Here is a 21,044-nt window from a genome sequence, read left to right on the forward strand (position 1 = left end):
CCGCGCCAGCCATCGAAACATTGTAAGCGGGTTGCGCAGCGCGCGCTGAAGACCCGCACGGGACTTAGCGTCGCACGCGACCCGCGGGCGGCGGTCGTTCGCCGCGGGCACCGGCCACCGTCATCGCGAGCTGGAACAGGCCGTCCCATGGATCGGGCGGCGGTTCGTCCTGCGTGCGGCGGCCCGGCGCGACGGCCGTGAGCCCCTTGACCTGCCGGTCGAGCTTCGCGGCAAACGCGAGCGCCTTCTCGAGCACGGCTTCCGATACGCGGTTCAGCGCGGGGCCGATCAGCCGCTCGCGCGGCCCCCATACGCGGTTCTCGCGCAGCAGCGTCGCGAGCGGCTTGCCGGCGGTCGTGCCGCGCTTGATCCGCAGCAGCGTGCGCAACTCTTCGACGACGGCCCACATCACGAGCACGATCGCCTCGCCCTCGCCCTTCAGCCCGTCGATCATCCGCGCGAGCCGTGCGGCATCGCCGGCGAGCATCGCTTCGTTCAGCTTGAAGACGTCGTAACGCGCGACGTTCAGCACCGCGTCGTGCACCTGCTCGAACGACAGCGCGCCTTGCGGATACAGCAGCCCGAGCTTCTGGATTTCCTGGTGCGCGGCGAGCAGGTTGCCCTCGACGCGCTCGGCGATGAACTGCAGCGCGCGCCGCCCGTCGTCGCCGGGTGCGGCGCGCTGGCCCTGCATCGCGAGACGCTGGCCGATCCAGTTCGGCAACTGCGCGCGGTCGACCGGATCGATCTTCAGCGCGACGCCGCCGTTCTGCAGCGCGGTAAACCACGCGGATTTCTGCGTGGCCGCATCGAGACGCGGCAACGTGACGAGCATCAGCGCGTCGGGATTGGGCGTGGCCGCGAGCGTCTTCAGCGCATCGGCGCCTTCCTTGCCGGGCTTGCCCGACGGAATGCGCAGCTCGATCAGCTGACGCTCGCCGAACAGCGACATCGCCTGGGTTGCGCCGAGCAGCACGCTCCAGTCGAAGCCGCGCTCGACCGTATGCACCGAACGTTCGGTGAAGCCGGCCGCGCGCGCGGCCGCACGAATGCGGTCGCACGCTTCCTGCGCGAGCAGCGGCTCGTCGCCGTAGACGGTATAGAGCCCGGCCAACCCCTTCGCGAGGTGCGGCTCCAGCGCATCAAGTCGCAGTTGCATCGATACGTGCGCCGTCGATCAGAGCGGCGGCGGCGGCAGCGGCGCACGCGGTGCAACGCCCGGCACCACGTCTTCCGGCGCCGGCGTCAGCGAGTGGACGATCGCGAGACGCCGCATCAGCTGGTCGACCGCGTCGTTCTGCATGTCGCCGTACAGGATGTCGGCTTCCTGCGCCTTCGCGTTCGTGTACTGGTCGCTGTACGTCATCGCACGGTTCAACGCGATTGCGCTCGGCGGGATCAGCACGGTGCCGTCCTTGCTCGTGAGCGTGTAGTTCAACGTGTAGAACAGCGCATATTCCTGCGCCGAGCCGTACTTGTTGAGCGTCAGCGTGTTCTGCCCGCGCGACTCCCACATGCGCAGCACGGCGTCGGCGTCGTCCGCCGACTTGACGATCTTCGTATCGCTGCCGGCCTCGACGAGGCGCACGAGGCGCGCCTCGACGGGCGCCGGCGCGCCGGCCACCAGCAGGTGCTTGAACGCGTAGTCCTGCTGGCCGCGCAACTGGAAGCCGCATGCCGACAGCGCGACCGCGCTGCCGACGGCGAGCATCAAAAACGATCTGCGGATCACCTTCGCTCCTTCTGGGTACGTCCGACGGCCCGCGGCCGTCAGACGACGATGTTCACGAGGCGGCCCGGCACGACGACGATCTTCTTCGCCGGCTTGCCGTCGCTGAACTTCGCGAACGCGTCGTCGGCTACCGCCGCGGCTTCGATCGCCTCGCGGCTCGCGTCCTTCGCCACCTTCAGCGCGCCGCGCACCTTGCCGTTCACCTGCAGCACGAGTTCGATCTCGGCCTGCTCGAGCGCGGCCTCGTCGACCTTCGGCCACGGTGCGTCGAGCAGCGGGCCGAATTCGTCCGCGTAGCCCAGCGCCTTCCACAGCTCGAACGTGACGTGCGGCACGACCGGGTACAGCACGCGCAGCAGCACGCCGTACGTTTCGCGCAGCACGCCGGGCGTCGCGCCCTTCGCGCCGTCGATCGCGTTCAGCATCTTCATCGCAGCCGACACGACCGTGTTGTACTGCAGGCGCTGGTAGTCGAAATCGGCCTGCTTCAGCACGCTGTAGATCTCGCGACGCAGCGCCTTGTCGGCTTCGCCGAGCGCGGCCGCATCGAAGCCCGCGCGCGCGGCCAGCGCTTCGCGGTTCGTCGCACCGAAGCTCCACACTCGGCGCAGGAAGCGGCTCGCGCCCTCGACGCCCGCACCCGACCACTCGAGCTGCTGCTCGGGCGGTGCGGCGAACATCGTGAACAGGCGCGCGGTATCGGCGCCGTACTGGTCGATCAGCACCTGCGGATCGACACCGTTGTTCTTCGACTTCGACATCTTCTCGATGCCGCCGAGCACGACCGGCTGGCCGTCGGTGTTCAGCGTCGCGCCGACCGGGCGGCCCTTGTCGTCGTGCGTGACCGTCACGTCGGCCGGGTTGTACCAGGTCTTCTTGCCGGAAGCGTCTTCACGATAGAACGTCTCGTTCAGCACCATCCCCTGCGTGAGCAGGTTCTTCGCCGGCTCGCCGAACTTCACGAGGCCGAGGTCGCGCATCACCTTGGTCCAGAAGCGCGAATACAGCAGGTGCAGGATCGCGTGCTCGATGCCGCCGATGTACTGATCCATCGGCATCCAGTAATCGGTGCGCGCGTCGACCATCGTCTCGGCGTCCGGCGCCGTGTAGCGCGAGAAATACCACGACGAATCGACGAAGGTGTCCATCGTGTCGGTTTCGCGCTTCGCGGCCGCACCGCACTTCGGGCACGCGCAGTTCAGGAACGCTTCCGACTTCGCGAGCGGGTTGCCCGAGCCGTCCGGCACGAGGTCTTCCGGCAGCACGACGGGCAGGTCCTGTTCGGGCACCGGCACGTCGCCGCACGACGGGCAGTGGATGATCGGGATCGGCGTGCCCCAGTAGCGCTGGCGCGACACGCCCCAGTCGCGCAGGCGCCACGTGACCTGCTTGTCGCCGAAGCCGCCGGCGTTGAGATCGGCCGCGACCGCGTCGACGGCTTCCGCGTAGTGCAGGCCGTCGTACTTGCCGCTGTTCACGCAGATCGCGGCTTCCTTGTCGCCGTACCACTCCTGCCAGGCGTCGAGCGAGTACTGCTGGCCTTCGGCCGAGATCACCTGCTTGATCGGCAGGTCGTATTTCTTCGCGAACGCGAAATCGCGCTCGTCGTGGCCCGGCACGCCCATCACCGCGCCTTCGCCGTAGCTCATCAGCACGTAGTTGCCGATCCACACCTCGACCGGCTCGCCGGTCAGCGGATGCGTGACCGAGAAGCCCGTCGCCACGCCCTTCTTCTCCATCGTCGCCACGTCGGCCTCGGCGACACCGCCGCGCTTGCATTCGTCGATGAACGCGAGCAGTTCCGGCTTGTCCTGCGCGAGACGCGTGGCGAGCGGATGCTCGGCCGCGATCGCGCAGAACGTGACGCCCATGATCGTGTCGGCGCGCGTCGTGAACACGCGCAGCAGCTTCTTCTCGCCGTCGAGTTCGTACGGGAAGCCGAAGTTCACGCCGAAGCTCTTGCCGATCCAGTTCTGCTGCATGATCTTCACGCGCTCGGGCCAGCCGAGGCCGTCGAGATCGTTCAGCAGCTCATCCGCGTACTGCGTGATGCGCAGGTAGTACATCGGGATCTCGCGCTTCTCGACGAGCGCGCCCGAACGCCAGCCGCGGCCGTCGATCACCTGCTCGTTCGCGAGCACGGTCTGGTCGACCGGATCCCAGTTCACGGTGCCCGTCTTCTTGTATGCGATGCCCTTCTCGAGCATCTTCAGGAACAGCCACTGGTTCCACTTGTAGTAGTCGGGCTTGCACGTCGCGATTTCGCGCGACCAGTCGATCGCGAGGCCCATCGACTGCATCTGGCCCTTCATGTAGTCGATGTTGTCGTAGGTCCACTTCGCGGGCGGCACGCCGTTCGCCATCGCGGCGTTCTCGGCCGGCATCCCGAACGCGTCCCAGCCCATCGGCATCAGCGTGTTGTAGCCGTTCATCCGCAGATAGCGGTACATCACGTCGTTGATCGTGTAGTTGCGCACGTGACCCATGTGCAGCTTGCCGGACGGGTACGGCAGCATCGACACGCAGTAGAACTTCGGCTTCTGCGAATCTTCCTGCGTCTTGTAGACATCGGCTGCGCGCCAGTCGCCCTGGGCGGCGGCTTCGACGTCGGCGGGTACGTATCTCTCGTGCATGGTGTGGTTCGGACTAGGCTTTAAGCGGCGCGACGGCGCGCGCGCAGGAGTGGATCGAAAATCGTGCTTGCCCGGCGGACCTGCAGGTTCGCTGTTGCCTGACCTGCTCACGGTTTCCGGGAATTTGCCGGGTAACCCGCAGCATGCCCGGGTAGCCTGGAAAATTCCGGGTTACCTGAGAAAAGCCTGCCAACCGGGAAAAACGTTGATTATACCGCCCGCGCCGGCCCATTCGACCGGTCTTGCGGCATGCGGCCCGATCCCGCGGCAGGGATGGGCCCGCCGGATCCGTTCAGCGGTTGGCCGGCACGGCAGGCGCCGCCGCGGAACCGCCCGCCTGCGGCGGCACGTCGGTCACGAAGCCGATCCGCACGAGGCCGGCGGCCTGCGCGGCGCCCATCACCTGCGCGATCACGTCGTAGCGGGTCGCGCGCGACGCGCGCAGCCGCAGCTCGGGCGGCGCGCCGCCCGCGGCGGCGGCCCGGAAGCGCGCGGGCAGCGCGTCGAGCGCCACGGGCGCGTCGTCCCAGTACAGCTGGCCCGCGTCGTCGATCGACAAGGTGACGGATTGCGGCGTGTCGCGCGCGACGCTGGCCGCCACCTTCGGCAGGTCGAGCCGGATCGCGTGCGTCATCAGCGGCGCGGTGATGATGAAGATGACGAGCAGCACCAGCATCACGTCGATCAGCGGGGTCATGTTGATCTCCGCCATCGGCGCGGACGTCTTGTGGTGCTCGAGCCCGCCGAATGCCATGGTCGTTCCTCCCGGGGCCTTGAGTCAGGCGCCTTCCGCACACACGAACACATGCAGGTCGCGCGCGAAACCGTCGAGTTCCTCGGCGAGCTGCCGGACGAGCCGCCCGAGGATGTTGTAGGCCAGCACTGCCGGAATCGCGACGACGAGCCCGAACGCGGTCATGATCAGCGCCTCGCCGACCGGCCCCGCGACGTTCTCGATCTGTGCCTGCCCGCTCGCGGCGATGCTGCCGAGCGCGTGATAGATGCCCCACACGGTGCCGAGCAGCCCGACGAACGGCGCGGTGCTGCCGATCGACGCGAGCAGCACCTGGCCGAATTCGAGACGCCGCTGCGAGCGCAGCATCGCGTGCCGCAACGCGCGCAGCACGCGTTCGCCGCGCTCGACGCGCGCGGCCAGTGCGGCCGGGTCGTGGTCGTCGGCGGCGTCGCGCGCGGCTTCGGCGAGCGGCACGAACACGCGCTCGCGATCCGCACCGGCGAGCGCGGCGATGCCCGCGTCGAGCGACGGCGCGCGCCAGAACGCGGCGAGCGCGCGCGGCCCCTGCCGCTTCGCGCGGACGAGCAGCCAGGCTTTCATGAGGAGGAAGCACCAGCTGGCGACGGACATCGCCAGCAGCACATAGGCGACGGCATGCGTGATCGCATCGCCGCTTTCGAGGTAGTGGACAACGCCGGTGGGTATCGCCATCGGAGTTTCCCCGTGGGTCAGCGCAGGCCGAGCACGTCCTGCATGTCGAACAGGCCGGCGCCGCGCGCCGACAGGAAGCGGACCGCGCGCAGCGCGCCCTGCGCATACGACACGCGGCTCGACGACTTGTGCGTGATCTCGATGCGCTCGCCGATCCCGGCGAACAGCACGGTGTGATCGCCGACGATGTCGCCGCCGCGCACCGCGGCGAAGCCGATCGACGACGGATCGCGTTCGCCCGTCACGCCATGGCGGCCGTACACCGCGCAATCGTCGAGCGAGCGCCCGAGCGCGCCGGCGACGGCTTCGCCCATCATCAGCGCGGTGCCCGACGGTGCGTCGACCTTGTGGCGGTGATGTGCCTCGATGATCTCGATATCGTAGCCGTGCGAGAAATGCTTCGCCGCAAATTCGAGCAGCTTCAGCGTGACGTTCACGCCGACGCTCATGTTCGCTGCGAACACGATGCCGATCTTGCCCGCCGCGGCCTGCAACCCGGCCTTCTGCTCGGCGGTGAAGCCGGTCGTGCCGATCACGAGCTTCACGTCGTGGCGCAGCGCGGCCTCGATATGGGCCATCGTGCCTTCCGGACGCGTGAAATCGATCAGGTAGTCGGCCTGCGCGAACACGGCGTCGAGGTCGGCGGTCAGCTTGACCCCGGTTTCCTTGCCGAGGAACGCGCCGGCGTCCTGGCCGAGGAACGGCGAATCGGCGCGGTCGAGCGCGCCGACGAGCTGCGCGTCGGAATCGTTGAGAACGGCTTCGATCAGCATCCGGCCCATACGGCCCGATGCGCCGGCAATCGCAATCTTCATGGCTTTCTACACGACAGGTCTAAAAGCGGGCGGCGCACGCCGCCCGGTTTCCGCACGCGGACTTACTGCGCCGGCACGGTGAGCGGCTGGTTCTGCAGCGTATCCGAGCCTTGCGGGCCGACCGGCGGCGACGCCTCGTTCGACACGTTCGGCTGCGGCGGACGATGGAACTGGAACTGCGGCTGGATCGCCGGAACCGCGCCCGGCGGCTGGCCGCCCGGCACCGGCGCACCGCCGGCAGCCTGCGTGGACGGCGCGAACCGACGTGCGGCCGTGCCCTGGCCCGACACCTGGTTGGTCGCGCGGTTCGCCGCACGGGCGGCCTGCGCGTTCGCATCCTGGTCGACCACCGCGCCGGACGCCGGCACGGCGGACGGGCTGGCGACAGCCTCCGGCGCCGGCGCGCTCGCGGCCGCTTGCGCAGCGCTCGCGGCGGCGGCAGCCTCGGCGGCCTTCTTCGCCGCTGCGGCCGCCTTCGCCTTCTTGCCGCCGCGGTCGCCGTCGATGTCGGCCAGCAGGTCGAGTTCCGAAGGCAGGTTGTCCGCCCCCGTCCAGCCCGCCAGGCGGTCGCCCGAGAACGTCACGACGAGATCGCGCTGCTGGACGACTGCCGTCGAGCCGCGCTTGAAGTAGAAGAGGTAATCCCAGCGGTCGGCGTGGAACATGTCTGCCAGCAGCGGGGTGCCGAGCAGCGCGCGCACCTGCTCGCGCGACATGCCGACCTGCAGCTGCGAGGCCTTCTCCTGCGACACGAAGTTGCCCTGCACGACGGTGATCCGGTAGGGGGTGATGCTCTGCGCGATGCGCTGCGTCACGCTGTCGTACGACGAACAACCAGCCAGCGCGGCAACGGCGGCGGCAGCGATGATGACACTCCGCATGCGGCTCCTCTGAAAGTGCGAAAGAGATTCTGGAATCATTTCCCTCACCGTGCAGGCCCGCATCGCAGGCCGCGCGTGTTTCTGGAACGGCGAAAAGCCGGTAACATTGAAGCCCTGCATTGTACTCTAGGGATGCCTAGCCATGACCAATCCGACGGATCTCAAGAATATCGGGCTAAAGGCCACCCTACCGCGCCTCAAGATTCTCGAGATCTTCCAGCAAAGCCCGGTGCGCCACCTGACGGCAGAAGACGTCTACCGGAACCTGCTCAACGAGCAGCTCGACATCGGGCTGGCCACCGTCTACCGCGTGCTGACGCAGTTCGAGCAGGCCGGCCTGCTCTCGCGCAGCAACTTCGAATCCGGCAAGGCCGTGTTCGAACTGAACGAAGGCTCGCACCACGACCACCTCGTGTGCCTCGATTGCGGCCGTGTCGAGGAATTCTTCGACGCCGAGATCGAAGGCCGCCAGCAGGCGATCGCGAAGGAGCGCGGCTTCCGGCTCCAGGAGCACTCGCTCGCGATGTACGGTTCCTGCACGACCGAGAACTGCCCGCACCGCAAGCACTGATTCGCGCGCTCCGCGCACGCAGCACGGCCCGGCCGGCATCTCGCCGCCCGGGCCGTGTTCTTTTCGGGGTGGTGGCAGCGCACTGCCGCACCAGCCGTGCGCCCCGGCTTTCAAAAACCCTGCGGCACGCCCGCCCGGGCTGCCATCGGGCAACCTGAACCGGGCGTCGCGCCTGCGTCAGGCCGTGCAGGCCGGCTCGAACTCGAGCGCCCATGCATGCTCGAGCGGGATCTCGTCGCAGTTCGGCTGGGGCCCACCGCGATCGACGATCACGAAATCGCTGACCGCGTCGAGCGCGAGCAGCGGATGGTGCCAGACGCCCTTCGCATAGTTCACGCCCTGCCAGCCTTCCGCGAGAAACGCGCGCATCGCGTCGGGCCGGAATTCGCCGGCCGGCGCGACGACGATCGCGTAGCGCGACACGGCCGCGAGCGGGATGAACGCCTGGCTGCCGTGCGGATGGCGCTCCATCAGCGTGACCGCGACCGGCAGCGTGCGCGGCTGCGCGCGGAACACGCTGACGAGCGGGCGGCCGCCGTCCGCACACACGTCGATCGTCGCGAGGTCGTGGAAGCGCTCGGTCGTGCCGCCGTTGATCGGGAAATGCCGCGCGCCTTCGAGCGCGATCACGTCGCCGAACGGCGCGAACGCTTCGCGGGTCAGGCGCTCGACGCGCAGGATGTGGGATCCGCTCATGCCGTTGCCCTCCTTCAAGCCGGCTCGCCCCACAGACGCAGGCGCGACACGCCGCCGTCCGGGAAGATGTTGAAGCGCACGTGCGTGACGGGGCCGAGCGCGGCAAGCTGGTCGAACGTGTGGACGTGGTCCATCTGCAGCTTCTGCTCGCCGAGCAGTTCGGCCCAGAACATCGCCTGCGTGACGAGCGAATCGTCGGTGCCGCCCGCGACCTGCGCGGCCTGCAGCGAGCAGCGGTCGGGGAAATTGCCCTTGAAGAACGCGGTATCCACTTCGACGCGCCGGATGATGCCCGGCCGCGCGAGCGCGACGATCGCCCAGTCGTTGCCGGGCTCGCGGCGCCGCCGCGTTTCCCAGCCGTCGCCCATGTTCACGCCCCGCCCCGGCATCAGCATCTGCGAGGCCGGACCGAAGTGCTGGTTGTTCGCGGCCACCAGGTAACCGCCGTTCTCGATCGCCGCAAGATCGACGAGCTCGCCGGCCGGCACCTGGCGCCAGTCGCGCTGCGGCTGGCCGTACACGCGCAGCCGCGCGAGGCCGCCGTCCGGGTACAGGTTTACGCGCAGGTGCGTATAGGGCTGCGCATCGTCGACGCTCACGTAGTGATGCGAATTGCCCTGCAGCGTCGTCGCCGGGACGAGCGGATGCCATTCGGCGTTATCGGGCGGCGTGTCGCCTTCGGCGATGCACGCGTCGATCGACGCGGCCGGCGGGAAGTTGCCGGTGAAGTGGCTCGTATCGAGATCGACGCCGTGGATCACACCCGGCCGCGCGAGCCGCACCACGCAGAAGTCGTGGCCTGTCGTACGCTTGCGGCGCGTTTCCCAGCCGTCCATCCACTTGCCGTGGTCGTCGTACTTGCCGGGAATGAACACGGCCGGCTCGGGATTCAGCATGCGCTCCTTCGGCGCGAAGAATTCGTCGCTGGCGAAGAGCGCCTGTGCCCCGAGGCGCGGGTCGGCGAGGTTCATGTATCGCCGCGTGAAGGCCGGCGCGTTCGGATCGAGGATGGGGGCTGCCATGTCGTCTCCTGATGTTTGATGACGTGCCGGCGCATCGAGGCGCCGGCCGCGTGAATTGCAGTTGCGCGGGACGGCCAGGGGAAGCCGCCCCGCGCGGGGTTGCGCTCAGAGCGCGTGAGCCTGGTCGCCGGCGACCGGCGCCGCGCGGTCTTCCTCTTCGGCCGGCACGTAGCGCAGCTCGCGGTTCAGCACGCGTTTCGCGCGGGCACGATCGATGTCGTTCTCCCACACCGCGACGACCACCGTCGCGACGCAGTTGCCGATCAGGTTGGTCAGCGCGCGGGCGATGCCGACGAACCAGTCGACCGGCAGGATCAGCACGAGGCCGAGCACCGGAATCGCCGGGATCGCCGACAGCGTCGCCGCAAGGATCACGATCGCCGAGCCCGGGATCCCGTGCGCGCCCTTCGACGTGACGAGCGACACGAGCAGCACGACGATCAGGTCATGCGTCGACAGCGGCGTGTTGGTAGCCTGCGCGATGAACAGCACGGCGAGCGTCAGGTAGATCGAGAAGCCGTCGAGGTTGAACGAATAGCCGGTCGGGATCACGAGGCCGACCGTCGAATCCTTCACGCCCATGTATTCGAGCTTGCGCATCACCTGCGGCAGCACCGCGTCCGACGACGCCGTGCCGAGCACGATCGACAGTTCCTCGCGCAGGTAGCGGATCAGCTTGAACACCGAGAAGCCCGCGAGCCGCATCACCGCGCCGAGCACGACCGTGACGAACACGAAGCAGCTCAGGTAGAACACCGCGACCAGGTAACCGAGCTGCTTGAGCGACGCGACGCCGTACTTGCCGGTCGTGAACGCGATCGCGCCGAGCACGCCGAGCGGCGCGAGCTTGATGATGAAGCCGATGATCCGGAAGAACACGTGCGACAGTTCCTCGATCAGCGAGTTGACGCGCTGCGCCTTGTCGCCGAGCAGCGACAGCGCGGAGCCGAACAGCACCGCGAACACGAGGATCTGCAGGATGTCGCCCTTCGCGAACGCATCGATCGCGGTCTCGGGGATGATCTTCATCAGGTAGCCGGCCGTGTCCTTCAGGCTTTCGGCGTTCTTCGCGTACGACGCGAGCGACGATGCGTCGAGCGAGCGCAGGTCGATGTTCATCCCGACGCCCGGACGCGTGAGCCACGCGAGCACGAGGCCGATGCCGAGCGCGAGCGTCGTCATGATCTCGAAGTAGACGACGGCCTTCAGGCCGACCCGGCCGACCTTCTTCAGGTCGCCCGCGTTGGCCATCCCGCTGACCACGACGCAGAACACGATCGGCCCGATCACCATCTTGATGAGCTTCAGGAAGCCGTCGCCGAGCGGCCGCAACGACTCGGCGAAATGCGGGAAGAACGCGCCCAGCGCGATCCCTAGAATAAGTGCGACGACTACCCGGCCAAACAACGAATTGAGGAATTTCGACACGGCGCTCTCCCGATCCAACGGTTGCAGTTTCGTCTGTTCATACTGGTAAGACCAGTGATGTTATGGTGGATAGTAGGAAGCCGATATAGTGGAGTCAAGGACGGACAAAATAGGGATTTCCCGCCCCTGCTACCCGGTTTCGATGCACTGGACAGCGGCGGATCGTGGCTTTCCCGTAGGGCGGCCATGCACCGCCTGCGTGCGGATTACAATGCCGGTCAGACCGGCCAAAGTTCACCTCATGAAAAACGTTCCGCATACCGTGACCGACGCCGCCATCGCGACGATCCGCGACCGGATCGAGGCAGGCGTGTATCCGGTCGGCAGCCTGCTGCCGGCCCAGCGCCAGCTCTCCGAGGAGCTGGAGATCAGCCGCGCGTCGCTGCGCGAGGCGCTGTCGACGCTCGAGGCGCTCGGGATGCTGCGCATCCGCGCCGGCAAGGGCGTGTATGTCGAAAGCGCGCAGGCCACGGCCGCGCATGCATGGCGGTTTGCCGAGCAGTCGTCGCCGCCCGACACGTACCAGATGCGCTATGCGCTCGAAGGGTTCGCCGCGCGGATGGCCGCGCACGTCGTCAGCGATGACGACATCGCATGGTTCGAGGACAACCTCGCCGACCTGCACGTCGCGCTCACCGAAAACGCGATCGACGAAGCGTCGCAGCTCGACTTCGACTTCCACATGCGGATCATCCATCTGGCCGGCAACGCGGCGATCGAATCGGTGCTGCGCAGCAGCGCTGACATCATGAAGGAAAGCCAGCGCATGCCGTTCTACCGGCGCGAGCTGCTGCTGTCGACGTGGCACGAGCACCGCGCGATCGTCGACGCGCTGATCGCGCGCGATGCGGCCGCCGCGGGCACCGCGATCGAAACGCACATTGCAAACGCCGCGCAGCGCGCCGGCGTCTTCTTCCCGACACCGCACGCATGACGACCCGGGCGGCCGTCGCGCGCGGCGCCGCCCGGTCGTACCGGTCAACCTCTCGACGGATCGCGATACGCGAGCGCACGTTCGATGAACGCGCGCGCCGCGACACTGCGGTACGCGCCCTTGCGCGTCAGCAGCGCAGCAGTGCGCACGGGCAGCGGCGGATCGATCTCCAGCGCACACAGGTCGCCGCTCTCGCGCGCGATCGCGTCGGGCAGCACCGTCGCGAGCCGGCCGCATCGCACGAGCGCCAGCACCGCACTGATCGTGTTCGTCTCGATCGCGATCTTCGGCTGCGCGCCATGCTCGATGAAATACCGGTCGATGCTTTCGCGCGTCGCGAACACCCGGCTCAGCAGCACCAGCGGCTCGCCGCCGAGCTCGGCCGGCGTCAGTGCCCGGTGACGCTGCGCGAGACGATGCGTGCGGCCCGTCACGAGCGCGAGCGGCTCGTCCCACAGCGGCAGCGCGTCGATATCCGGCGCGCGCGGCGGCATGAACGCGAAGCCCGCGTCGAGCCGGTCGTCGGCGAGCAACGCCTCGATGCGTTCCTGCGGCATCGCGTCGATCGCCAGCGCGACGTTCGGATAGTCGGCATGGAACGCGTCGATCAGCGAGCCGCTCAAGTAGGCCGCGAAGGTCGGCATCATCGCGAGCCGCAGCGACCCGCTGCCGAGATCAGCGACGTCGTGCAACGCGCGCTGCCCCGTATCGAGCTCGTGCAGCGCGGCGCGCGCGTGGCGCGCATAGACCTCGCCGAACTCGGTGAGCTGCACCGTGCGGCCCGAGCGGTCGAACAACTGCACGCCGAGCGTTTCCTCGAGCTGGCGGACCTGCTGCGACAGCGTCGGCTGCGATACATGCAGCGCGTCGGCCGCGCGCGTGAAGCTGCGCTGCTCGGCGACGGCCAGGAAATAGCGGATGTGGCGAAGTAGCATGACGGCCAACGTATTGGTTCTACCAATGGAGACCATAACGACCTAGTCTTGGACGCTATGGCTCGATTCCCGCATCATACGCACATCCGTTCCCGTGCAGCGCCCCTGTGACCGCACCGGAACGGCCCGCCCGGGCCCGCCCTGCCGCCGCACGACGATCCGCCGCCCGCCCGATCCGGGCCCGGCCGCGATCCGTCCGGCGCGCATCGGTTCACCGCCGATCCGTTGACGCCGGCCCCGATTTCCGTCACCCCGCGCAACCGACGGCTCCGTGCCGCCGGCCGGCGCCGCCGTTTTTCGCGACCATGGAACCGCATCACGACACCCATCCTCCCCTGACCCGCGGCATGACGCTGCTGTTCGCCTGCGCGTGCGGCATCGTCATCGGCAACATCTACTATGCGCAGCCGCTGCTTGCCGCGATCGCGCGCAGCTTCGGGCGCGCGCCGACCGAGCTCGGCTATCTCGTCACGCTGACGCAGCTCGGCTATGCGGCGAGCCTGCTGCTGATCGTCCCGCTCGGCGACGCGGTCAACCGTCATACGCTGATCGTGCGGCTGCTGATGCTCAACGTCGTCGCGCTGGTCGCGGTCACGTTCAGCACGAACTTCACGATGTTCGTCGTCGCGAACGTCGCGGTCGGCTTCGTCACCTGTTCGACCCAGCTGCTGGTGCCGTTCGCGGCATCGCTTGCCGACGCGCACTCGCGCGGCCGCGCGGTCGGCACCGTGATGAGCGGGTTGCTGCTCGGCATCCTGCTCGCGCGCGTCGCGGCCGGTGCGATCGCCGACGGGTTCGGCTGGCGTGCGGTGTACGGCATCGCCGCGGCGATGGTGCTCGCGCTGACCGCCGTGCTCGCCGCGAAGCTGCCGAAGGATCGCCGCGATGCGCGCCTCGACTATGCGGCGCTGATGAAGTCGCTCGTCGCACTGGTGCGCGCGCAACCGCTGATCGCACTGCGCTCCACCTACGGCGCACTCGTGTTCGCGTGCTTCAGCCTGCTGTGGACGGGCCTCACGTTCCTGCTGAGCCAGCCGCCGTACAGCTATTCCGAAGGGCAGATCGGCCTGTTCGGGATCGTCGGCGCGGTGGGCGCGCTCGCGGCGACGTCGGCCGGCCGGCTGGTCGATCGCGGCCACGGCAATGCGGCGACGGGGCTGTTCGCGGCGGCCGTGCTCGCGTCGTTCGCGCTGATCGCGACCGGCGCGCACTCGCTCGCGGCGCTGATCGCGGGCATCCTGCTGCTCGACGTCGGCGTGCAGGGCATGCACATCTCGAACCAGAGCGTGATCTATGCGCTGGCCGGCAACGCGCGCAGCCGCGTGACGACGATCTACCTGACGAGCTACTTCATCGGCGGTGCGTTCGGGTCGTTCGCGGCGAGCGTTGCGTACGGCGTCGACGGCTGGCGCGGCGTGTGCATCGCGGGCGCGGCGCTCGCGGGCGTACTGATCGCGCTGTGGCTTGCGTCGCAGCGCGTTGGCGTGCGGCAGATCACGCAGTAATGCAACAAGTCGTTTCCTCGTCCCCATGAAAAAAGGCACGCCCCGCGAATTGCGGGGCGCGCCTTTTCCTGATGGTGACGAGACCGTCGTGCGCTCGCGCGCGACCGTTACGCGGCCTCGTCCGCGAAGTCGATCAGCACCTTCATCGCGCGCTGCCTGTCGCCGGCCAGTTCGAACGCGAGGTTCGCGTCACGCATCGGGAACACGCGCGTGACAGCCGGCCGCAGGTCGACGCGTCCCGCGTTGATGAGCTGCACCGCGAGCGCGAATTCCGCGTGGAAGCGGAACGATCCGCAGATCGACAGCTCTTTCGCGACCACGACGTTCTGCGGCAGGCTGACATCGCCGCCGAGCCCGAGCTGCACGACGACCCCGCGCGGACGCATCACGTCCAGCCCGTCGCGCAGCGCACGCGCATTGCCCGAGCATTCGATCATCACGTCGAACGTGCCCTTGTCGGCGCCGTAACGCTCGACCCATCCGGCATCGGCCGCCGCATTGATCGTGCGGTCGGCGCCGAGCGCGCTCGCCACTTCCAGCGGCGCCTCGACGACGTCGGTCGCGACGATCTCCGCCGCGCCGTGCACGCGCGCCGCCGCGACTGCCAGCACGCCGATCGGCCCGCAGCCCGACACGAGCACACGCTTGCCGATCAGCGGGCCCGCGCGCGACACCGCATGCAGCCCGACCGCGAACGGTTCGGCGAGCGCCGCAAGCGACAGCGGCACGTGATCGGCAACCTTCACGCACTGCACCGCGTCGCACACGAGCGCGTTGCGGAACGCGCCCTGCACGTGCGGCATCCGCATCGCGCTGCCGTAGAAGCGCATGTCCAGACACTGGTTCGGCAGCCCTTCGAGGCAGTAGCGGCACGCGCCGCACGGACGGCTCGGATTGACCGCGACGCGATCGCCGACCCTCACCGACGTGACATCCGGCGCAACTTCCGCGACCGTGCCGGCCACCTCGTGGCCGAGCACCATCGGCTGCTGCAGCCGGATCGCACCGAAGCCGCCATGCCGGAAGTAATGGAGATCGGAGCCGCAAATGCCGCCCATCGCGACATCGACGCGCACCTGGCCCGGGCCGATCTCGCCCGCATCCTGCTCTTCCACCCGCAGGTCGTTCGGCCCGTGGATCACGACACACATGCAACGCATACGCATGACACGCTCCTTGTCAGACGGCACTGGTCAGCCCGCCGTCCACGAACAGCGTCTGGCCGTTCACGAAATCGGACGCGGCCGACGCGAGGAAGATCGCCGCACCGCACAGCTCATCGACGCGCCCCCAGCGGCCGGCCGGCGTGCGCTTGCACAGCCAGTCCGAGAACGCCGCGTCGTCGACCAGCGCGCGATTCAGTTCGGTTTCGAAGTAGCCGGGCGCGAGGCCGTTCGCCTGGATGCCGTGGCGCGCCCAGTCGGCGCACATCCCTTTCGTCAGCATCCGCACCGCGCCCTTGGTCGCCGCATACGGCGCGATCGTCGGCCGCGCGAGTTCGCTCTGCACCGAACAGATGTTGATGATCTTCCCGTGGCCGCGCGCGATCATGTGCCGCGCGACGGCCTGCGCGACGTTGAACACGCCGTCGAGGTTCACGCGCATCAGCGCATGCCAGTCGTCCGGTTCGAATGTGTCGAGCGGCGCGCGGCGCTGGATGCCCGCGTTGTTCACGAGGATGTCGATCGCGCCGACGCGCGCCTCGAAATCATCGATCGCCGCGCGCACCTGCGCGTGCTCGGCGACGTCGAACACCGCATGGTCGGCAGCAAAACCTTCGTCGCGGAAACGGCGCACGAGCGTCGCGGCCTTCTCCTCATTGCGATCGTTGATGACGATCGCCGCTCCTGCTTCGGCCAGCCCGCGGGCGAGCGTCAGCCCGATCCCGCGTCCGGAACCGGTAATCAGTGCGCGGCGGCCGTCGAGGCGGAACCGGTCAAGCGCGTTGGTCATGTGTGTCTCCTCGTGCCAGTCGAGCCGGCGGCCCATCGCGGCCGGTCTCGCGTCGACGGTATCTTCGGCTGCCGGCCGGGCGCCGCGCCAATGGTCTTTTTTGATCCGGTTATCATGAAATCTGATTACCGCCCTCGCCTGCCCGCCGCCCATGGAACTCAAGCAATTGCGCGCCTTCGTCACGCTCGCGGAAGAGCTGCATTTCGGGCGCGCCGCGCAGCGCCTGTTCATCGTACAGCCCGCGCTGAGCATGCAGATCAAGGCGCTCGAGGAGGAGCTCGGCGCGCGCCTGTTCGAGCGCGACCGGCACAAGGTCGAATTGAGCGATACGGGCCGCGTGTTCCTGCCCGAGGCACGTGCCACGCTGCAGCAGGCCGCGCGCGCGGAACAGATGGCGCGGCTGTCGAGCCGCGGCGAGATCGGCACGCTGCGGATCGCGTTCGTGTCGTCGGTGCTGCCCACGCTGCTGCCGGCCGTGCTGCGCACGATGCGCGAGCGCTATCCGCTGATCACGCTCGAACTGAAGGACATGCCGACGCCCGACCAGATCGCCGCGCTGCGCGACCGGCGGATCGATTTCGGGATGATCCGGCTGCCGGCCGCGTATGCGGGCATCGACACGCGCGTGGTGCTCGAGGAAGGGTTCGTCGTCGCGCTACCGCTCGACCATCCGCTTGCCGCCCACGATGCGATTTCGCCGGCCCCGCTGCGCGGCCAGCCCGCGTTCGTGCTCGCGCGCCGCTACGCGCCCGGCTTTCACGACGACATGCTGCTCGCACTGAGCCGCGCGGGCACGACGCTCGAGATCGCGCAGGAGTTCGGGGAATTTACGACGATGCTTGCGCTCGTCGCGGCGGGGATGGGAATCGGGCTGATTCCGGCGGAAGCCGCCAGCGCGCTGCCGCCGAACGTGCTCGCGCGGCCGCTCGACCTGGCCGAGCACCGCACCGGCATCGGCCTCGCATGGACCGATCTCGACAGTGCGCTGAAACGCGCGTTCGCCGCCGCGCTCGAGCAGGTGACGGCAGCGTCAAGCAACAACCGCGGGCAATAACGGCAGGCAATAAAAAAGCCCGGCCGGAAAACCCGGGCCGGGCTCGTTCGCTACGCAGGCCGCCTTGCGGCGGCCGCGCAACGTGCGGGATTACTTTGCGTTCGCGAATGCGACAGCCGTATCCAGCATGCGGTTCGAGAAACCCCACTCGTTGTCGTACCAGCTCGACACCTTCACCAGGCGGCCCGACACCTTGGTCAGCGTGGCGTCGAACGTCGACGAAGCCGGGTTGTGGTTGAAGTCGATCGACACGAGCGGCGCGTCGTTGTAGCCGAGGATGCCCTTCAGCGCGCCTTCCGATGCTTCCTTCATGATCGCGTTGACTTCCTCGACCGTCGTGTCGCGCTTCGCGATGAACGAAAGGTCGACGATCGACACGTTGATCGTCGGGACGCGGATCGCGTAACCGTCGAGCTTGCCGTTCAGTTCCGGCAGCACGAGGCCGACGGCCGAAGCAGCGCCCGTCTTCGTCGGGATCTGGCTGTGCGTGGCCGAACGCGCACGGCGCAGGTCTTCGTGATAGACGTCCGTCAGCACCTGGTCGTTCGTGTACGCGTGGATCGTCGTCATCAGGCCGGTTTCGAGGCCGATCTTGTCGTTCAGCGGCTTGACGAGCGGCGCGAGGCAGTTCGTCGTGCACGATGCGTTCGAGATGACGGTGTGCTCGGCCTTCAGCACGTTGTGGTTCACGCCGTAGACGATCGTTGCGTCGACGTCCTTGCCGCCCGGTGCCGAGATGATCACCTTCTTCGCGCCGCCCTTCAGGTGCGCGCTCGCCTTTTCCTTCGTCGTGAAGAAGCCCGTGCATTCCATCACGACGTCGACGCCCAGCTCGCCCCACGGCAGTTCGGCCGGGTTGCGGTTCGCCAGCACGCGAATCTTGTCGCCGTTCACGACGAGGTAGTCGCCGTCGACCGACACTTCGCCCGGGAACTTGCCGTGCGCGGTGTCGTACTGGGTCAGGTGCGCGTTGGTCTTCGCATCGCCCAGGTCGTTGATCGCGACGATCTCGAGATCGTGCTTCTTGCCGTTTTCATAGAACGCACGCAGCGTGTTGCGGCCGATGCGGCCGTAGCCGTTGATTGCGACGCGAATCGTCATGGTCTATCTCCTGATGGCTGAAAAAAATTAGTTACGTGCAGCTTCACGGTGCGACGCGCGCGAGGGGCAGCGCGCGTCGCGTATGTCTTTAGGCCAGCACGGCCTTGGCGGTCTCGACGACGTGCTCGACGGTGAAGCCGAAGTGCTTGAACAGCACGCCGGCCGGCGCCGATTCACCGAACGTGTCGATCCCGACGACGCCGCCTTCGAGGCCGACGTACTTGTGCCAGAAGGCGGTCACGCCCGCTTCGATCGCGACGCGGCGCACGCCGTGCGGCAGCACGCGTTCACGGTATTCGGCGTCCTGGCGGTCGAACACGTTGGTCGACGGCATCGACACGACGCGTGCCGCGATGCCTTGCTGCGCGAGCGGCTCGACGGCCTTCATCGCGAGTTCGACTTCCGAGCCCGTCGCGATCAGGATGATCTTGCGCGCGACGATCTCTTCGTCCCAGTCCTTCAGCACGTAGCCACCCTTGTCGATGTTCGCGATCTGCGCATCGGTACGCGGGTTGAATGCCAGGTTCTGGCGGCTGAAGATCAGGCTCGACGGACGGTCTGCGGCAACCGCGTGGGTCCATGCGACGGCCGTCTCGACCGTGTCGGCCGGACGCCACACGTCGTGGTTCGGGATCAGGCGCAGGCTCGACACGTGCTCGATCGACTGGTGCGTCGGGCCGTCTTCGCCGAGGCCGATCGAATCGTGCGTGAACACGAAGATCGACGGCACCTTCATCAGCGCGGCCACGCGCAGCGCGTTGCGGCTGTAGTCGGAGAACGTCAGGAACGTGCCGCCGAACGGCTTGTGGCCGCCGTGCAGCGCGAGGCCGTTGATCGCGGCGCTCATGCCGAATTCGCGCACGCCGTAGTTGATGTGGTTGCCCAGCTGGACGCCCGGGCCTTCCGGATTCGCACGGACGGCCTTCGATGCCTTCCAGTTGGTGAGGTTCGAGCCGGTCAGGTCGGCCGAGCCGCCGAGCAGCTCGGGCAGCACGGCAGCCAGCCCTTCGATCGCCTGTTGCGACGCCTTGCGGGTCGCCACCGTTTCGCCGCGCTCGTTCGCGCCGGCAACGATCGCAGCAGCCTTCTCGGCCCAGTCGGCCGGCAGCTGGTTGGCCATCCGGCGCTCGAATTCGGCAGCTTCTGCCGGGAACTTGGCGCGATATGCCGCGAACGTCGCGTCCCATTCGGTTTCAGCGCGCTTGCCGGCTTCCTTCGCATCCCATGCCGCGTAGACTTCCTGCGGAATCACGAACGGCGCCCAGGTCCAGCCAAGCGCTTCGCGCGTCTTTGCGATTTCTTCCGCGCCGAGCGCCGCGCCGTGCACGTCGTGGCCGCCGGCCTTGGTCGCCGCGCCCTTGCCGATCACCGTCTTGCAGCAGATCAGCGTCGGCTTGTCCGACAGCTTCGCCTTCGCGATGGCCGCGTCGACCGCGTCGACGTCGTGGCCGTTCACGTTCGGGATCACGTTCCAGCCGTAGGCTTCGAAACGCTTCGGCGTGTCGTCGTGGAACCAGTTCACGACGTCGCCGTCGATCGAGATGCCGTTGTCGTCGTACAGCGCGATCAGCTTGTTCAGCTTCAGCGTGCCTGCGAGCGAGCAGGCTTCGTGCGAGATGCCTTCCATCAGGCAGCCGTCGCCGAGGAACACGTACGTGTGGTGATCGACGATCTTCGCGCCGTCACGGTTGAACTCGTCGGCCATCAGCGCTTCGCCGAGCGCCATGCCGACCGCGTTCGCGAGGCCCTGGCCGAGCGGGCCGGTGGTCGTCTCGACGCCCGGCGTGATGCCGTATTCCGGGTGGCCCGGCGTCTTCGAGTGCAACTGGCGGAAGTTCTTCAGCTCTTCGATCGGCAGATCGTAGCCGGTCAGGTGCAGCAGCGAGTACAGCAGCATCGAGCCATGGCCGTTCGACAGCACGAAGCGGTCGCGGTCTGCCCAGTGCGGGTTCGTCGGGTTGTGCTTCAGGTGGCGCGACCAGAGCGCGACGCCGATTTCGGCCATGCCCATCGGCATGCCGGGGTGGCCGGAGTTCGCTTGCTGGACGGCGTCCATCGCGAGCGCACGGATCGCGTTGGCCATCAGAGTGGTGGAGGCGGGAGACGAAGTCGTCATGTCGAGTCCGGAGAACGAGTCGAGGAAACGGGGGCACGGCGGCATCCGGAAGCTCGAGCGTCAATCGTTCCCGGCGCGCGGTGCGGCGCCTGACGGACGCGAAGCGGACGGAGCCTACGGACGGGGCTGCAAAGCTCGTCATTTTAACAGATGGGCTGACATTTCCCTTGTCGGCGCGTAGTGTTCCGGCACGGTTTTCCGTGAAACCGCCCGCCTCCTAT

Annotated in this window: 19 protein-coding genes; 4 read left to right on the plus strand and 15 right to left on the minus strand. The window is 67.9% G+C overall.

The genetic code is table 11. From position 1 onward, the window contains the following. Positions 1-64: 64 nt before the first annotated feature. The 7 genes from holA to B7G54_RS29370 all read right to left on the minus strand — a co-directional run bounded on the left by holA (position 65) and on the right by B7G54_RS29370 (position 7,508). Entirely contained in the window at positions 65-1,159 is a 1,095-nt protein-coding gene (gene holA, locus B7G54_RS29340; RefSeq protein WP_085042214.1) for a DNA polymerase III subunit delta, read from the minus strand. Between the two features lie 18 nt (positions 1,160-1,177). Then, complete coding sequence (locus B7G54_RS29345; RefSeq protein WP_085042215.1) at positions 1,178-1,732, minus strand: LPS-assembly lipoprotein LptE; 555 nt, start codon at positions 1,730-1,732, stop codon at positions 1,178-1,180. Between the two features lie 38 nt (positions 1,733-1,770). Beyond that, entirely contained in the window at positions 1,771-4,365 is a 2,595-nt protein-coding gene (gene leuS, locus B7G54_RS29350) for a leucine--tRNA ligase (RefSeq protein ID WP_085042216.1), read from the minus strand. A gap of 292 nt (positions 4,366-4,657) precedes the next feature. Further along, positions 4,658-5,119, minus strand: a complete 462-nt coding sequence (locus B7G54_RS29355) for an ExbD/TolR family protein (protein WP_085042217.1) — start codon at positions 5,117-5,119, stop codon at positions 4,658-4,660. 24 nt (positions 5,120-5,143) lie between these two features. Further along, entirely contained in the window at positions 5,144-5,812 is a 669-nt protein-coding gene (locus B7G54_RS29360) for a MotA/TolQ/ExbB proton channel family protein (protein WP_085042218.1), read from the minus strand. Between the two features lie 17 nt (positions 5,813-5,829). Continuing rightward, a complete protein-coding gene (gene dapB, locus B7G54_RS29365) occupies positions 5,830-6,627 on the minus strand; it encodes a 4-hydroxy-tetrahydrodipicolinate reductase (protein ID WP_085042219.1) in 798 nt (265 codons plus the stop codon). A 62-nt stretch (positions 6,628-6,689) separates the two neighbouring features. Beyond that, the gene (locus B7G54_RS29370) at positions 6,690-7,508 is read right to left on the minus strand and encodes an outer membrane protein assembly factor BamE (protein ID WP_085042220.1); all 819 of its coding nucleotides are present in this window, start codon (positions 7,506-7,508) and stop codon (positions 6,690-6,692) included. Positions 7,509-7,650: 142 nt separating this feature from the next. Here B7G54_RS29370 and fur point away from each other — a divergent pair, with 142 nt between their 5' ends. Continuing rightward, positions 7,651-8,079: a ferric iron uptake transcriptional regulator gene (fur, locus tag B7G54_RS29375; protein WP_034182711.1), complete on the plus strand. Its 429-nt coding sequence runs from the start codon at positions 7,651-7,653 to the stop codon at positions 8,077-8,079. Between the two features lie 177 nt (positions 8,080-8,256). On the opposite strand, the gene B7G54_RS29380 is transcribed toward fur, so the two are convergent. The 3 genes from B7G54_RS29380 to B7G54_RS29390 all read right to left on the minus strand — a co-directional run bounded on the left by B7G54_RS29380 (position 8,257) and on the right by B7G54_RS29390 (position 11,225). Then, on the minus strand, positions 8,257-8,775 hold the full coding sequence (locus B7G54_RS29380) for an ureidoglycolate lyase (RefSeq protein WP_085042306.1): 519 nt from the start codon (positions 8,773-8,775) through the stop codon (positions 8,257-8,259). Between the two features lie 14 nt (positions 8,776-8,789). Further along, the gene (alc, locus tag B7G54_RS29385; RefSeq protein ID WP_085042221.1) at positions 8,790-9,797 is read right to left on the minus strand and encodes an allantoicase; all 1,008 of its coding nucleotides are present in this window, start codon (positions 9,795-9,797) and stop codon (positions 8,790-8,792) included. 105 nt (positions 9,798-9,902) lie between these two features. After that, the gene (locus B7G54_RS29390; protein WP_085042307.1) at positions 9,903-11,225 is read right to left on the minus strand and encodes a C4-dicarboxylate transporter DctA; all 1,323 of its coding nucleotides are present in this window, start codon (positions 11,223-11,225) and stop codon (positions 9,903-9,905) included. A gap of 211 nt (positions 11,226-11,436) precedes the next feature. On the opposite strand from B7G54_RS29390, the gene B7G54_RS29395 reads away from it, so the two are divergent. Further along, the gene (locus tag B7G54_RS29395) at positions 11,437-12,159 is read left to right on the plus strand and encodes a FadR/GntR family transcriptional regulator (protein WP_085042222.1); all 723 of its coding nucleotides are present in this window, start codon (positions 11,437-11,439) and stop codon (positions 12,157-12,159) included. 44 nt (positions 12,160-12,203) lie between these two features. On the opposite strand, the gene cynR is transcribed toward B7G54_RS29395, so the two are convergent. Then, positions 12,204-13,094 carry a transcriptional regulator CynR gene (cynR, locus tag B7G54_RS29400; RefSeq protein ID WP_085042223.1) on the minus strand — a complete coding sequence of 297 codons (891 nt, stop codon included), beginning with the start codon at positions 13,092-13,094 and terminating at the stop codon, positions 12,204-12,206. Positions 13,095-13,399: 305 nt separating this feature from the next. Here cynR and B7G54_RS29405 point away from each other — a divergent pair, with 305 nt between their 5' ends. Next, positions 13,400-14,599, plus strand: a complete 1,200-nt coding sequence (locus B7G54_RS29405) for an MFS transporter (protein WP_085042224.1) — start codon at positions 13,400-13,402, stop codon at positions 14,597-14,599. A 107-nt stretch (positions 14,600-14,706) separates the two neighbouring features. Here B7G54_RS29405 and B7G54_RS29410 read toward each other — a convergent pair whose 3' ends face one another. Further along, on the minus strand, positions 14,707-15,765 hold the full coding sequence (locus B7G54_RS29410; protein WP_085042309.1) for an L-idonate 5-dehydrogenase: 1,059 nt from the start codon (positions 15,763-15,765) through the stop codon (positions 14,707-14,709). A 13-nt stretch (positions 15,766-15,778) separates the two neighbouring features. Beyond that, positions 15,779-16,552, minus strand: a complete 774-nt coding sequence (locus tag B7G54_RS29415) for an SDR family NAD(P)-dependent oxidoreductase (protein WP_085042308.1) — start codon at positions 16,550-16,552, stop codon at positions 15,779-15,781. A 151-nt stretch (positions 16,553-16,703) separates the two neighbouring features. On the opposite strand from B7G54_RS29415, the gene B7G54_RS29420 reads away from it, so the two are divergent. Further along, the gene (locus tag B7G54_RS29420) at positions 16,704-17,606 is read left to right on the plus strand and encodes a LysR family transcriptional regulator (RefSeq protein ID WP_085042225.1); all 903 of its coding nucleotides are present in this window, start codon (positions 16,704-16,706) and stop codon (positions 17,604-17,606) included. A gap of 90 nt (positions 17,607-17,696) precedes the next feature. Here the strand turns inward: B7G54_RS29420 and gap are convergent, their stop codons facing one another. Together gap and tkt are read right to left on the minus strand one after the other, a co-directional pair. Beyond that, entirely contained in the window at positions 17,697-18,707 is a 1,011-nt protein-coding gene (gene gap / locus B7G54_RS29425; RefSeq protein ID WP_010091320.1) for a type I glyceraldehyde-3-phosphate dehydrogenase, read from the minus strand. An 88-nt stretch (positions 18,708-18,795) separates the two neighbouring features. Beyond that, on the minus strand, positions 18,796-20,868 hold the full coding sequence (gene tkt / locus B7G54_RS29430) for a transketolase (protein WP_085042226.1): 2,073 nt from the start codon (positions 20,866-20,868) through the stop codon (positions 18,796-18,798). Positions 20,869-21,044: the final 176 nt, after the last annotated feature.

The sequence above is a fragment of the Burkholderia puraquae genome (assembly GCF_002099195.1).
GTDB lineage: Bacteria > Pseudomonadota > Gammaproteobacteria > Burkholderiales > Burkholderiaceae > Burkholderia > Burkholderia puraquae.